13 protein-coding genes and 1 riboswitch are annotated in these 14,131 nt (G+C 68.6%); of the genes, 6 read left to right on the forward strand and 7 right to left on the reverse strand.

The genetic code is table 11. The features are described from left to right. Positions 1 to 181: 181 nt before the first annotated feature. From OG622_RS25100 to OG622_RS25110, 3 genes are read right to left on the reverse strand one after another with little or no spacing between them, the layout of a single operon-like run. Positions 182 to 1,327 (reverse strand): cystathionine gamma-lyase, encoded by a 1,146-nt coding sequence (locus OG622_RS25100; protein WP_371578882.1) that lies wholly within the window; start codon positions 1,325 to 1,327, stop codon positions 182 to 184. Then, the gene (locus OG622_RS25105; RefSeq protein ID WP_371578883.1) at positions 1,324 to 1,815 is read right to left on the reverse strand and encodes a low molecular weight protein-tyrosine-phosphatase; all 492 of its coding nucleotides are present in this window, start codon (positions 1,813 to 1,815) and stop codon (positions 1,324 to 1,326) included. The genes OG622_RS25100 and OG622_RS25105 overlap by 4 nt, the downstream gene beginning before the upstream one ends. 9 nt (positions 1,816 to 1,824) lie before the next feature. Continuing rightward, positions 1,825 to 2,202: a phage holin family protein gene (locus tag OG622_RS25110; RefSeq protein ID WP_371578884.1), complete on the reverse strand. Its 378-nt coding sequence runs from the start codon at positions 2,200 to 2,202 to the stop codon at positions 1,825 to 1,827. Positions 2,203 to 2,259: 57 nt separating this feature from the next. Between OG622_RS25110 and OG622_RS25115 the strand changes: the two genes are divergently transcribed. From OG622_RS25115 to OG622_RS25130, 4 genes are all read left to right on the forward strand, one after another. Further along, complete coding sequence (locus OG622_RS25115; protein WP_046704297.1) at positions 2,260 to 2,577, forward strand: cupin domain-containing protein; 318 nt, start codon at positions 2,260 to 2,262, stop codon at positions 2,575 to 2,577. Positions 2,578 to 2,741: 164 nt separating this feature from the next. Continuing rightward, positions 2,742 to 2,954 carry a DUF5326 family protein gene (locus tag OG622_RS25120; protein WP_371578885.1) on the forward strand — a complete coding sequence of 71 codons (213 nt, stop codon included), beginning with the start codon at positions 2,742 to 2,744 and terminating at the stop codon, positions 2,952 to 2,954. 723 nt (positions 2,955 to 3,677) lie between these two features. Next, the gene (locus tag OG622_RS25125; RefSeq protein WP_371578886.1) at positions 3,678 to 4,439 is read left to right on the forward strand and encodes an IclR family transcriptional regulator; all 762 of its coding nucleotides are present in this window, start codon (positions 3,678 to 3,680) and stop codon (positions 4,437 to 4,439) included. Between the two features lie 98 nt (positions 4,440 to 4,537). Further along, positions 4,538 to 4,975, forward strand: coding sequence for an SsgA family sporulation/cell division regulator (locus OG622_RS25130; protein WP_005482911.1), 438 nt, complete (start codon positions 4,538 to 4,540; stop codon positions 4,973 to 4,975). 30 nt (positions 4,976 to 5,005) lie between these two features. On the opposite strand, the gene OG622_RS25135 is transcribed toward OG622_RS25130, so the two are convergent. Beyond that, positions 5,006 to 6,460, reverse strand: a complete 1,455-nt coding sequence (locus tag OG622_RS25135; RefSeq protein WP_371578887.1) for a YibE/F family protein — start codon at positions 6,458 to 6,460, stop codon at positions 5,006 to 5,008. Positions 6,461 to 6,531: 71 nt separating this feature from the next. Further along, positions 6,532 to 6,688: riboswitch (TPP riboswitch) on the forward strand. Here OG622_RS25135 and thiC point away from each other — a divergent pair. After that, complete coding sequence (gene thiC, locus OG622_RS25140) at positions 6,681 to 8,525, forward strand: phosphomethylpyrimidine synthase ThiC (RefSeq protein WP_371578888.1); 1,845 nt, start codon at positions 6,681 to 6,683, stop codon at positions 8,523 to 8,525. Its footprint overlaps the riboswitch before it by 8 nt. Before the next feature lie 96 nt (positions 8,526 to 8,621). Then, the gene (locus OG622_RS25145; RefSeq protein WP_371578889.1) at positions 8,622 to 10,034 is read left to right on the forward strand and encodes a VWA domain-containing protein; all 1,413 of its coding nucleotides are present in this window, start codon (positions 8,622 to 8,624) and stop codon (positions 10,032 to 10,034) included. 245 nt (positions 10,035 to 10,279) lie between these two features. On the opposite strand, the gene OG622_RS25150 is transcribed toward OG622_RS25145, so the two are convergent. The 3 genes from OG622_RS25150 to OG622_RS25160 all read right to left on the reverse strand — a co-directional run bounded on the left by OG622_RS25150 (position 10,280) and on the right by OG622_RS25160 (position 13,748). Next, positions 10,280 to 11,158 (reverse strand): hypothetical protein, encoded by an 879-nt coding sequence (locus OG622_RS25150; RefSeq protein WP_371578890.1) that lies wholly within the window; start codon positions 11,156 to 11,158, stop codon positions 10,280 to 10,282. A 183-nt stretch (positions 11,159 to 11,341) separates the two neighbouring features. Next, complete coding sequence (locus OG622_RS25155; protein WP_371584206.1) at positions 11,342 to 12,436, reverse strand: metallophosphoesterase; 1,095 nt, start codon at positions 12,434 to 12,436, stop codon at positions 11,342 to 11,344. Positions 12,437 to 12,635: 199 nt separating this feature from the next. Next, entirely contained in the window at positions 12,636 to 13,748 is a 1,113-nt protein-coding gene (locus tag OG622_RS25160; RefSeq protein ID WP_371578891.1) for a LacI family DNA-binding transcriptional regulator, read from the reverse strand. Positions 13,749 to 14,131: the final 383 nt, after the last annotated feature.

Here is a 14,131-nt window from a genome sequence, read left to right on the forward strand (position 1 = left end):
CTCCCCTCGTCGTCGCCGGAGCGCCCAACTATAAATAAGTCGATAGGCCCCTGTCGCTACTGTGATTGGACACTGACACAGAGTCAACTAGCCTTGTTCGCGCGGTTCTTCGCGCGCAGAACCGGGACGGTCCGAGCCACGAGGGGGGAGGCTCGGACCGTCCGTTGTGCGTAGCGGAGTACTAGTCGGCAGAAACTGCCAGCGCACGCAGCACATCCGCCACGAGATCGTCGGTGTCCTCCGCGCCGGCCGAGAAGCGGATGAAGCCTTCCGGAACCGCGTCGCCTCCCCAACGGCCGCGCCGCTCGGCGGTGGAGCGCACCCCGCCGAAGCTCGTGGCGTCGTCCACGAGGCGGAGCGCGTCGAGGAATCGGTCGGCACGCGCGCGCGTGGGCAACGTGAACGACACCACGCACCCGTAGCGCCGCATCTGCTGCGAGGCGATCTTGTGCGAGGGGTCCTCGGGCAGTCCCGGGTAGCGCACCTCCGTCACCTCGGGCCACCCCTTCAGCGCTTCGGCCACGGCGAGGGCGTTGGTGTTCTGCCGGTCGGCGCGCAGCTGGAGTGTGGCGAGCGAGCGATGCGCTAGCCAGGCCTCCATCGGGCCCGGGATCGCGCCTACGATCTTGCGCCAGCGCCGTACGGCGGCCATCAGCGAGGCGTCGCGCCCGGCGACGTATCCGAGGAGGACGTCCCCGTGCCCGGTCAGCTGCTTGGTGCCGCTGGCCACGGCGAAGTCGGCGCCCAGATCCAGCGGCCGCTGCCCGAGCGGGGTCGCCAGGGTGTTGTCGACCGCCACGAGACAGCCACGCGCGCGTGCCGCCTCGCTGAGCCGCCGCACGTCGCACACGTCCAGCCCCGGGTTCGACGGTGTCTCGAGCCACAGCAGGCTGGCGCCGTCCAGAGCGTCGAGCTGGGCGTCGCCACCCGTCGGGGCGCTGCGCACCTCGATGCCGTACGACCGCAGCTGCTCACCGGCCAGAGGCAGCACGTTGTAGCCGTCGCTCGGCAGGACGAGAACGTCACCGGTGCGCAGCTGGGAGAAGAGCACGGCCGAGATGGCGGCCATGCCGGAGGAGAAGGTGACCGTTTCGGCGTCGTCCTGTCCGGGGGCCTCCAGTTCGCCGATGGCGCGTTCCAGGTGCGTCCAGGTGGGATTCTGGTCGCGCCCGTAGGCGTACGGGCCGGTGGGCTCGCCCGGCAGGTGGTAGTGGGCGGCGAAGACCGGCCCGGGCAGGGTCGGCTCGTGCTTGACGGGTTCGGGCAGCCCGGCCCGTACCGCGCGGGTGCCGTCTCCGTGGCCTGCGGCGGGGTTCTCCGTGCTCATGCGGCCTGTCCCTCCACCTTCTCGCGGACGGCGGCCAGCAGACCGGGGCTCGCCGCCTCGACGAGTTCCAGGCACTCCTCGAAGCCGTCCATGCCGCCGTAGTAGGGGTCCGGAACGTCGAGGTCGTCGCCCGCGGCGGGGTCGTAGGAGCGCAGCAGCCGGATCTTGTCAGCGTCCGCCGCGGTCGGCGCGAGGTGGCGCAGAGCCTTGAGGTGGCCTTCGTCGAGGGCGATGACGAGGTCGAGGCGGGAGAACCAGGAGACCTGGAACTGTCGGGCCGCGTGCACGCCGACGTAGCCGTTCGCCTCCAGTACGGAGACCGTGCGCGGATCGGCGGCGTCACCCTCGTGCCAGCCTCCGGTGCCCGCGCTGTCGACCTCGACCAGGCCCCCGAGCCCGGCCTCCTCTATCCGGGCACGGAAGACGGACTCGGCCATCGGGGAGCGGCAGATGTTGCCGGTGCAGACGAAAGAGACTCGGTAGGTCATGCCGGATCCTCAGTCACCGTCGGGCAGGACGAGAGAGAGCGCCCAGGAGACGATCGAGATGATCAGGCCACCGAGGACGGCGGTCCAGAAGCCCCCCACCTGGAAGCTCAGGTCGAGCACGTCGGCCAGCCACGAGGTGAGCAGCAGCATGAGAGCGTTCACGATCAGCGTGAACAGGCCGAGCGTCAGGAGGAACAGCGGGAGGGTCAGCAACTGCACGAGCGGCTTGACCACGGCGTTCACCAGGCCGAACACGAGCGCGACCAGCAGCAGCGTGACGACCTTCTTGCCTGTGCTGTCACCGGTCAGCGTGATCTTGGGAAGTATCCAGACGGCGACCGCCAGGGCGCCCGCGTTGGCGATCGTCTTGACTAGGAAATTCATCATGTGTCTGATCGTGGCAGAAGAGATCGGTACGAGCACCGGGCAGGGGCAACTAAGTCGATGAAGGCATTCCGGTTGGACGAGCTTGAGGCGGAGCGCGCCGCCAATGACGGTGCCTATCTGCAGTTCCTGCGTGAGCGGAACATGTCGGTCGGCCTGTACGCGCTCGATGCCGGCGAACTCGACCCGCAGAAGCCGCACAGCCAGGACGAGGTGTACCTCGTGGTGAGTGGCCGAGCCGCGCTCACCGTCGGCTTGGAGACCACCCAGGTCGCGCGGGGCAGTGTCGTGTACGTGCCCGCCGGGGTCGCCCACAAGTTCCACCACATCACCGAGGACCTGAGGGTCGTCGTGGTGTTCTCTCCGCCGGAAGGCTGAGGTCCGCATCGGTGTTCCCTAGGGGGACGATCAGGGATGGACAAGGGGTGCGAAACCCCCGGGTGGCCCCCTCGTGGCCCTAGCATCGACGACAGGACAGCAGAAGGCCCGGAATCAGTGCCCCGATGGAGGGGCGACGGGTGGAGACACAAGGAGCAAGGGCGATGCGAGAGATCTTCGCGGGGATGCCGTGGTGGGTGAAGTGGATCGCGGTGCCGGTCATCGCCCTGCTGGTGTTCGGAGGGCTGATAGTCAGCGTCGTCCAGGTCGTGGTGGGCCTGCTGTTCAAGCTGCTGGTCTTCGTGGCGCTGGTGGGCGGACTGGTCTACGTCGTAAGGAAGTTCACGGCGGGCTCCTCCTCACGCGGCGACTGGTGAGGCGTCAGCACCGTGTAACCGGTGAGGCGTGAGTGGGTGAGGCCCGGTCAGGGCGCGGCGGTAACAGGAACCTGAGGTTCCCTCGCCAGAGGGAAGTTTCCCGGCGGGGGCGTCTGCGGGCGGTGACGGGCGGCTAGAGTCCGGGAACTCGTCGCGGGCTCGACCCCGCGGGCGGCGCATCTCCCTCCCGTGTCCCCCGCACGGGCGGCCCTCCTCGCGCTTCGGGAGTGACCCTTGGCCACGGCTGACACCGCACCCGCAGAACCGCTCTTGCCATCCGCCCGGCCGCGCCCCCGGTCGACACAGAGCGCCGTTCCGCCCACACAGCCGGGCCCCCGATCGACACCGACAGCTCCCGTCGAGCAGCCACGTGTCCGCGCCGCGGAGCCACATGCCCCGCAGCCGCCGCGTACGGCGCCCTCGAAGAGCCCGGCTCCCCCCGCGCAGCCATGGACCTCGCCGGGCGAGGAGAACCCGCGATACCCCGAACCTTCCGCGACACAGACACAGACACAGACACAGACGCGGGCGCAGTCGCCGGCGCCGGCGTCGGCGGCTCGGCCACAGGGGCAGCCACGGTTGTCATCGCCTCGTAAACAGGCGCAGCCGCTGGCGCCACCGACCAGGACCCGGCCTCAGGCGGCGGGGCCCGTACGCCCCGTGTCGCCGCTCGGACACGGTCCGGGAAGGGGAGCGCGTATCCCGTCCCCGCCGTCGCCGACCGTGTCGGAGGCGAACTCCGGCACCCTGATCGGCTCCGTACAGCGGGCGATGCGGCTGCTGGAGGCCGTGGCCGAGCGAGAACACGGGGCGCCCGCCAAACAGTTGGCGCGGGACGCCGGGCTCGCGCTGCCCACGGCGTACCACCTGCTCCGCACACTGGTCCACGAGGGCTATCTGCGCCGGGAGAAGGGGCTGTTCTTCCTTGGTGAGGCGGCCGAGCGGCTGAGCAGCAGCGGAGCGCAGCAGAAACGTCGCAGCACGGTGGGCGAGGCCTTGGCCCACTGGCGGGACGCCCTGGGCGTGCCCGTGTACTTCGCGATCTACCGGGACGGCGAGATCGAGGTCAAGTGCGTCGCCGACAGCCCGAACACCCCGGCGGTCGAGGAGTGGGCCGACTTCCGCGAGACCGGGCACGCGCACGCCATCGGGCAGTGCCTGCTGTCCCAACTGGGCGACGAGGCCCGCCGCGACCACCTGGACCGCTATCCGGTGCGGTCGCTCACCCCGTACACGGTCCGTGACGACGAGACGCTGCTGCGGCGCCTGAACCGGATCGGGCGGATGGAACCGGTCGTCGAGCGGCAGGAGTACGCCCTGGGGACGGTTTGCGCCGCGATTCCCATCACGGCGGGGACGACCGCCGGGGCTCTCGCCATCTCGCTGCCCTCGCACCAGGCGGACCGGCTGCTGCCGGTGGCCCGTCAGATGCAGACCGAGATCGGAAAGCTGCTAGGAACACTCGCCATCTCTATCAGCATCTGAAAAATCACTCCTTGTGATCTCTCGTGTACTTTCAGCAAACTTCCAGAGGTGTCAGGCGGACGATTCCTGGCCAGTCGACGAACACGGCGGGGTAGGCGATGCGCGAGTCGGTACAGGCAGAGGTCATGATGAGCTTCCTCGTCTCGGAGGAGCTTTCCTTCCGCATCCCGGTGGAGCTGCGTTATGAGACCTGTGATCCCTATGCCGTGCGGCTGACCTTCCACCTACCGGGCGATGCTCCGGTGACCTGGGCCTTCGGGCGGGAGCTGCTCATCGACGGCGTGGGACGGCCGTGCGGGGACGGGGACGTCCACATCGCACCCGCCGATCCGGAGACGTTCGGCGAGGTCCTGATCCGGCTTCAGGTGGGCACCGACCAGGCGATGTTCCGGGTCGGCACGGCGCCGCTGGTGGCCTTCCTGGACCGTACGGACAAGCTCGTGCCGCTGGGGCAGGAGCGTTCCCTCGCCGACTTCGACACGCTGCTCGACGAGGCTCTGGACCGCATCCTGGCGGAGGAACAGAGCGCGGGGTGAACCGTTACGGCGCCAGGGTGCCGTAACGCTTCAGCGCTTGCGGCGGCGGCCCCTCCCCCCACGGGCCGGAGCGGGCACGGCCGCCGCCGGTTCCGGGGCCCCCGGGCGGTCGGCCGAGACGACCAGGGCGGCCAGCACGGTGGTCACCGGGACCGAGGCCACCAGGCCGATCGAGCCGACGAGCGTGCGCACGATCTCCTCGGCGACGAGCTCGCTGTTGGCGACCGTGCCGACGCTGCTCTGCGCGATCGAGAAGAGGAGTAGCAGGGGTAGCGCGGCACCGGCGTAGGCGAGGACGAGGGTGTTGACCACCGACGCGATGTGGTCCCTGCCGATCCGAATGCCCGCGCGGTACAGACCTCGCCAGCCCATCGCCGGATTGGCCTCGTGCAGTTCCCAGACCGCCGACGTCTGTGTGACCGTCACGTCGTCGAGCACACCGAGCGAACCGATGATGACGCCCGCGAGCAGCAGACCGCTCATATCGATCGTCGGGTACAGCCCGTGGATCAGACCGGTGTTGTCGTCCGTGTTGCCGGTCAGATAGGCCCAGCCGATGAATCCCGAGCCCAACAGGCCGATCAGCAGCAGTGAGATCAGGGTGCCGATCACCGCCACGGATGTTCGGGCCGAGAGCCCGTGACACATGTAGAGGGCGATCAGCATGATGGCGCTCGCTCCGATCACCGCGACCACCAGCGGATTCGAGCCCTGCAGGATGGCTGGCAGGATGAAGAGGGTCAGCACCATGAAGCTGATGGCCAGCGCCACCAGGGCCATGACACCGCGCATCCGGCCCACCACCACGACGGCGAGCGCGAAGATCCCGGCGAGCAGCGCCATCGGGAACTTCCGGTTCACATCGGTGACCGAGTACTGCAGGTCCTTGGGCGCGGCGGGTTCGTACGCGACCACGACCTCCTGGCCCTGCTCCAACTGCCGTGACTGGTCCGGCTGCACGATCTCAGTGAACGTACGGCCCTTGTCGTCGCCGGTCTCCACCCGGATCGTGGCCTTTTTGCAGGTGCCGTTGGCCTGCTGTTGGGCGGACGAGCCCTCGGCGGTGGACGTGTCGCCGGTCGGGGTGCCGCCCGAGGCGTTCACCGACGAGCAGTCGACCTCGTCGACCTTGGTGACGGTGGCCTGCTGTGTCTGCCGGTCGAAGCCCACGCCGGTGCGCTCGTGCGCCGGGGCGCCGCCGGGCCAGAGCACGACGAGGCCCACGACGACCGCGGTCGCGAAGGGGATCAGCACCGCTGCGATGACCTTGCGCAGGTGCTGCGAAACGGGCGCGGCGGGGCCGTGGCTGTGGCTGTGGGAATGCCCGTGGCCGCCACCGGAGGACGGGCCTTCGCCGCCTCCGGAGCCGTGGCCGCCGGAACCGTAGCCGGGGCCACCGTCGGACCCATGCCCGTGGCCGTTTCCGGGACCATGGCCATGGGGCGGCTCGGGGGGTGGAGGCGGGGGCTGCTGCGTCGTGGTCACCGACCGATCATCGCAAGAACGAGCGATGCCCACTGTTCACCGCGCCACATCTGCCGCTAGCGTGGAGGCACCTTTGCACACGCGGGAGCTCGGAGCACCGGGCTGAGAGGGCGTTGACCTCCGCAGACGCGATGTTTCACGTGGAACATCGTCGGGCGGAAATCGCTGCGTCGACCGCTGAACCTGTTACCGGGTAATGCCGGCGTAGGGAGTAGGTCTCATGACCATCGAGGACACACGCACGCCTGCCTCCAGCCAGGCGGACGGGACATCTGTCCCGTCCGAGGGCGAAAGGAACCAGGGCGAACAGCCCCTGGAGGCCGGGAAGTCCATCGGCTGGCACAAGTCGTACATCGAGGGCTCGCGCCCCGATCTGCGGGTGCCGGTCCGCCAGGTGCACCTCACCAACGGGCAGTCCGTCACCCTGTACGACACTTCCGGCCCGTACACCGATCCGACAGCGGAGACCGATGTCAGGCGGGGACTGCTCCCCCTTCGCGAGAACTGGATCGTCGCCCGGGGAGACACCGAGGAGTACGCGGGTCGTCCAGTCCGCCCCGAGGACGACGGGATCAAGCACACCTCGCCGCGTGGCGGACTGCGCAACCTCGACGCGGTGTTCCCGGGCCGGCCACGCCTGCCGCGTCGCAGTCGTGACGGCCGGGCGGTGACCCAGCTCGCGTACGCACGACGTGGGGAGATCACCCCCGAGATGGAGTACGTGGCCGTACGGGAGAACGTTTCGCCGGAGGTCGTCCGCGAGGAGATCGCCGCAGGCAGGGCCGTACTGCCGGCGAACGTCAACCATCCGGAGACCGAGCCGATGATCATCGGCAAGCGGTTCCTGGTGAAGGTCAACGCCAACATCGGCAACTCCGCGGTCACCTCCTCCATCGAGGAGGAGGTCGAGAAGATGACCTGGGCGACCCGCTGGGGCGCCGACACGGTCATGGACCTTTCCACCGGCCGGAACATCCACACCACCCGCGAGTGGGTGCTGCGCAACTCCCCCGTCCCCATCGGCACGGTGCCGCTCTACCAGGCGCTGGAGAAGGTCGACGGCAAGGCCGAGGAGCTGACCTGGGAGATCTACAAGGACACGGTCATCGAACAGGCTGAACAGGGTGTGGACTACATGACGGTCCACGCGGGCGTGCGCCTCGCGTATGTGCCGCTCACCGCGAACCGCAAGACCGGCATCGTCTCGCGCGGCGGCTCGATCATGGCGGCCTGGTGCCTGGCGCATCACAAGGAGTCGTTCCTCTACGAGAACTTCGAGGAACTGTGCGAGGTCCTCGCCGCCTACGACGTCACGTACTCCCTCGGCGACGGACTTCGGCCGGGCTCCATCGCGGACGCCAACGACAAGGCGCAGTTCGCGGAGCTGCGCACGCTCGGGGAACTCAACACGATCGCCAAGAGTTTTCACGTACAGACCATGATCGAGGGCCCGGGACATGTCCCGATGCACAAGATCAAGGAGAACATCGACCTGCAGCAGGAGATCTGCGATGAGGCTCCGTTCTATACGCTCGGCCCGCTGACCACCGACGTCGCACCGGCGTACGACCACATCACCTCGGGCATAGGCGCCGCGATGATCGCGTGGTGGGGCACTGCGATGCTCTGCTACGTCACGCCCAAGGAGCACTTGGGACTGCCCAATCGCGACGACGTGAAGACCGGCGTCATCACCTACAAGATCGCGGCCCACGCGGCGGACCTCGCCAAGGGGCATCCGGGCGCACAGGAGTGGGACGACGCGTTGTCGGACGCCCGCTTCGAGTTCCGCTGGGAGGACCAGTTCAATCTGGCCCTCGACCCCGAAACGGCCCGTGAGTTCCACGACGAGACGCTCCCGGCGGAGCCTGCCAAGACGGCCCACTTCTGTTCCATGTGCGGCCCGAAGTTCTGCTCGATGAAGATCAGCCAGAGCATCGCAGAGCGGTTCGGCGGTGCGGCGGCCGAGGGGGCTTCGCAGAAGGAGATCGCTGAGGGGATGCTCCAGAAGTCGAAGGAATTCGCGGAGAGCGGGAACCGGGTGTATCTGCCGCTGGCGGAATGAGAATCGGGGTGCGATGCCTTGGTGCTTCGGGGCATCGCACCCTTGAAGACCTCAGCAGGTCTGCCCTCCCGCTCTCTCGGCGGGCAGACTGCCCCCATGACAGCGAGAGCACTGAGCAAGGGCGCCAACCTTCCCGTCGAATTTCCCACGGTGCGCGTTGAACTGACGTGGTCCGGAGGAGTCGGCACACCCGATGTCGACGCCTCGGCGTTGCTGCTCACCGGTGTCGGACGTGTTCGCGACGACGGTGACTTCGTCTTCTACAACCAGCCGCAGCATGCTTCGAATGCTGTGGTCCACCTGGGAAAGCGGAGTGCCGGTGGTGTTCTGACCGACACGGTCGAGGTGGATCTGCACTCGCTCGAGCCCACTGTCGAGCGGGTCGTGCTGTGTGCGTCGGCCGATGGCGGAACGTTCGGGCAGGTGCCTGGGCTGACCCTGAGGCTGCTGGACGCCGCGACACAGACCGAGATCGCGCGGTTTCACATGGAGGCTGGGACGGAGACCGCGTTCATCGGCGGCGAGCTGTATCTACGGGCGGGGCAGTGGAAGTTCCGCGCAGTCGGTCAGGGTTATGCCTCCGGGCTCGCTGGACTGGCCTCCGATTTCGGCATCACCGTTGACGATGCGCCCTCGGACCCGTCAGCGTTCCCCTCGACCTGTGTCCCCGCACCGCCTGTCCCAGCCGCACTGCCTGTCCCAGCCGCACCGCCCGCCCCAGCCGCGGCACCGGTCGGCCCGCGGCTCAGCAAGGACGAGGAACAGCTGCCCGTCGACATGCGCAAGCGTCTGTCGCTGCGCAAGGAGCAGGTGGCGGTCAGCCTCAGAAAGCATGGAGCGGCCGGCATCACCGCGCGGGTCGTTCTGGTTCTGGACGCCTCCGGATCCATGTCCCTCCTCTACTCCAAGGGCGTCGTCGCCGATGTCGTGGAGCGCATGGCGGCGGTCGCCGCGCAGCTGGACGATGACGGTCATATGCAAGCCTGGACGTTCGCTTCGAATGCGGCACGATTGCCCGACCTGCGACTCGGGGACCTTCCCGAATGGCTGCGACTGCACGTCCGGGTGGGACAGATCAGCCTCTTCCGCCGCAGCAAGAAGCCAGGCAAAGGACTGCAAGCCGGCCAGGTCGATATGCGGATGGTTGGCATCCAGAACGAAGAACAGAAGGCGATCGCCCAAGTCCGCACATACGTCCGGGAAAATCCCGCCGCTGACCCCACTTTCGTGCTGTTCTTTTCCGACGGCGGTATCCATCGCAACGACCTGATCGAGCAAGAGCTGCGGGATGCTGTCGAGGAGCCGATCTTCTGGCAGTTCGTGGGACTGGGGCGATCCGACTACGGAGTGCTGGAACGCTTCGACACCCTGCCTGGCCGTCGCGTCGACAATGTCGGATTTTTCGCTGTGGACGACATCGGCGCAATCCCCGACCAGGAGCTGTACGACCGGCTCCTGTCCGAATTCCCGAGCTGGGTGGCTGCCGCCGGCCAGGCGGGCATCCTTTGATCAGATGCTTCCGGGCCATCTCGGGCAGGTGGTCTGCCGATGGCGGACCGAGACGCGTTGGTGGCGAGGGTGGTGGACGTGGTGCGGTCGCGGCTGCCGCTGTCCGCGCGACGAGCGGCGCTCTTCCGGCCAGTTGCCGGGAGAGCCCGCTGCCGCGGGTGGGCGGTGCCGTGGGGCCGGTCCCGGGGCGTCCCGGGTGGCCGTCTCAGCCCTGTGGGTTCCGGGCGGCGGCCGGAACCCTGGCGTCACTCGGGCTGGTGTTCCGGCCCGCCGAAGTCCGGGCTGGAGAAGTCCGGACTGCTGTAGCTGGGGCGGGAGCGTGAGCTGCCGCTGTCCGGGTTGCTGCTGAAGCTCGGGCGGTTGTAGCCGAGGTGCGGCATGCGGCTGGGCGGGGCCGGCCGGTCCGGCTCGCTCAGCAACGCCGGGCCCGGGTTGGCGAGGGCCTCGCGGAGGAACGGCAGGATGCCGCGCTCCAGGAGGGTTTCGCGCCAGGCTTCCCTGGCCCGGGTCACCTCCTCGTTCAGCTCGTTGCGGACCCCGTCGTCCAGGAGGGCGGTGGCGTTGTTGCGCAGGGCGGTCAGGAGGAGGCCGACCGCGGCCACCAGGATCGCCGCCGCGGTGACCGCGCCGAAGACCCAACCAGTGGTGAGAAGGGTCTCGGCGATCGCCCGCTCGGGGTCGAGCACCTTCATGACGTAGCCCACGAGCAGGAAGAGCACGGCGGCGGTTCCGGCGAGGACGGGGGCGAGCACCGCGGCGATGGCACCGGCACCCGCGCCGGCCGCCTCGGTGAACTCGCCCACGGAGGCCGCGAGTCCGACGGCGGTGCCGTCCGGTTCGCTGGAGCCGGACGCCGTCCCCTCGTGGGCGGGTGCGGTGGCCGGCGACGGGCTGCGGAATTCGTCGCGGACCTTTACGTAGTACTGGTATTCGGTCGCTGCGGCGGCCGTGATGATCGCTGTGGCGTTGAGGGCCATGGTGCGCAGCTGTTCGGGGTTGAGCCGCTGGAGGCCGGCGGCGAATTCCGGGCGGTGTGGTGCGGAGCGCAGCACCTCGCCGAGGATCCGCTCGTACTCCTGGCGGTCCTCACTGAGCAGGTGCTGCGGAACGCTGTTCATGTGCATCCCCCGATGCTCCGTAGGGCTTGTGACTCGGCATGCTGACGAGCCGTCGGGCAGAAACGGAGGGGAGCCTGCTACGGATAAAGCCGATGGTAGAGCGGTGACGGCAGGCCGTGACAGGGGGTTTGAATAAATTGGCCCCTGGCCAGCGAAGTCTTCCGACGGTGACGCCTGCCCGTTGAGGGCTCAGTTACGCAGGGGAAGTTCCTGGACCAGCAGCTTTCCGGCCATGGTCACGCCGCCGTCCATGGCGACGGCCAAACCTTCCGCATAGGTGTACGGGCCGTTGACCGAGGGGCCCGTGCCGTCCTCGCCTTCCTCCGAGCCGACCTCGCCCAGGAGGTACGGAATGGGGCTGTGGCCATGGACGATGCGGGTGCCGCCATAGGTCTCCAGCAGCGAGCGCACGGCATCGGCGCCGCCCTCGTCGCGGAAGGAGAAGCGCCGGGTGAACTTGCGGAAGAGGTCCCAGACCTCGTCCGCGTCGTTGCGTGTGATCGTTTCGCGGACGGTGTCGTTGACCGCCTCGATGGAGTCGCCGTAGTCGCGGTAGGCGGTGGTGTCGGAGTGCACCAGGAGGTGGCCGTCGACCTCCTCCATGGCATCCAGGCGGGCCATCCACTGGAGGTGGTGGTCCTGGAGGCGGTCCATGTCGGTCTTCTGGCCGCCGTTGAGGAGCCAGGCGGCCTGGAAGGTGGCGGTGCCCGCGCCGGAGTTGACGGGGGTGTCGCCGAACCGCTTGGCGCCGAGCAGCAGCAGCTCGTGGTTGCCCATGAGGGCCTTGCAGTAGCCGCCGGCGGCGGCCGCCTCGGCGGACAGCCGCATCACGAGGTCGATGACACCGATGCCGTCCGGACCCCGGTCGGTGAAGTCACCGAGGAACCAGAGCCGGGCGGTGCCCGCCGACCAGTTGCCCGCGTCGTCGACGAGGCCCTTCTCACGGAGTGCGGTGAGGAGCTCGTCGAGGTAACCGTGGACGTCCCCGACGACGAAGAGCGGCCCCGGTCGGGCGGAGGACTGCTCGGCCGCCGCGGCCTCCGGGTCGATCACGACCTGAAGTGTGTCGCCCCGGTTGATCACCGGCAGGTCCCGCTGGGTCGGGGTGTACCCCTCCGGGTAGCCCTCGGGTTCCTCGGCGGGCCTGGAGGCCTCACCGGGGTCCGTGGTGTGTCCGTACGGACCGGCCTCGTGGACGTACGCGGGCACGCGGAAATCGCGCACCGTCGGCGTCCGCACCTCGGGTCCCTGACCGGCCCCCTGAGTCATCGACCCCTCCACCACCATCGCCCGCGTCTGCACCGCATCGGACTGCCTGGTCGCAGCGGCCCGCGGTGTGTGCGCCCATCATAGGAATGCGGATCGCGCCATGTGATGACCCAGGGGTGGTGAAATGGCGCAGGGCCCCAGTTCACCGCGGTTTTCTCCCGAATTGGGCGGGGCTCTCCCCACCCAATTCCCGTTCGGATCCTCAGTTCGGACGTCAACCCTCTTCAGGTGATCGTGGCGGACTGACCGTCGTACGCGGTGAACGCCGCTCGGACGAGGTCCGCACGATCAGCTCCGTCGGTATCACCTGCTCGACCGGTTGGTCCGATTCGACCCCCTCGATGGCGTCGATGAGGAGCTGGACCACGGCCGTGCCGATCCGGCGCGGCTTGAGCGAGAGCGTGGTGATCGGCGGCTCGGTGGTCGCGTACACGGTGGACTCGCTGCAGCAGACGAGCAGCAGGTCCTCGGGGACGCGCAGACCGTACCGCCGGGCGGCGGCCAGCAGATCGGTGCCGTTCGGGTCGAAGAGGCCGTAGACCGCGTCCGGGCGGTCCGGCCGGGCCAGCAGCCGGTCGGCGGCGAGGGCGCCTGCGCACGGATCGTGCGCGGGATAGGCCTCGTACACCGGATCCTGGCCCACGCGCTCGCACCAACGCAGGTATGCGGTGGTGGAGAGACGCGTGTACGTGTCCGTCGTCGTGCCCGTGAGGAGTCCGATCCGGCGGGCGCCCGCGCCGGCCAGGTGGTCGAGGATGCCGAGGACGGCGGCCTCGTGGTCGTTGTCGACCCATGCGGTGACCGGCAGCGAGCCGGCCGGGCGGCCGTCGGAGACCACCGGTAAGCCCTGGCGGACCAGTTCGCTGACGACCGGGTCGTGGTCGGAGGGGTCGATGACCACGGTGCCGTCCAGGGCGACGTTCGACCACACGTCGTGCCGCGAGGTCGCGGGGAGGATGACCAGGGCGTAGCCCCGGGCCAGCGCGGCCGAGGTGGCGGCCCGCGCCATTTCCGCGAAGTACGCGAACTCGGTGAAGGTGAAAGGTTCATCCCCGTAGGTGGTCACGGTCAGGCCGATGAGGCCGGACTTGCCGGTTCTGAGGGTTCGGGCCGCCGCCGAGGGGCGGTAGCCAAGTCGGTCGGCGACCTCGCGTACATGGCGTCGGGTGGCGTCCGGGAGCCGACCCTTGCCGTTGAGGGCGTCGGAAACGGTCGTGATGGAGACTCCGGCGGCGGCGGCTACGTCCCGGATGCCCGCCCGGCCCGACCGGCTGCCTCTGCGGGGAGTTTCCGCGCGGCTCACCTGGTGCTTCCCTGCTGCTGTCATGGCGAGCCGATAGTAGGGCTCATGCGGTGGGGTAGTGCGGACGCATATGCACTCGTTGACAGGCACGTTTTTGCATGGTCAGCAAGGGCCAATTTCCTTGCAATGCAAGGGAGTTGAACGATTTAATGCTAGTACGTGACTTGTCGACGCGCATGGGCCTGCCAAGTAGCTGATGTTTCGAAGAGGTCTCAACTCACCTGCACGGGTGATGCGCGCCACGGCGTGAGCCACCGGCGCGTGAGCCCGCAAGCGGCGCGCCCCCTGGTTCGTACCCCTTCGTGCGCTGATGCCCGTGAGGTGGGTGGGACGGCAGAGGTGTGGTCACGGGTGGACGCGGTTGTCCACAGGCCATTCGCAGGGGCGCCGAATCCTCATAAGGTGAG

It is taken from the genome of Streptomyces sp. NBC_01314, assembly GCF_041435215.1.
Lineage (GTDB): Bacteria > Actinomycetota > Actinomycetes > Streptomycetales > Streptomycetaceae > Streptomyces.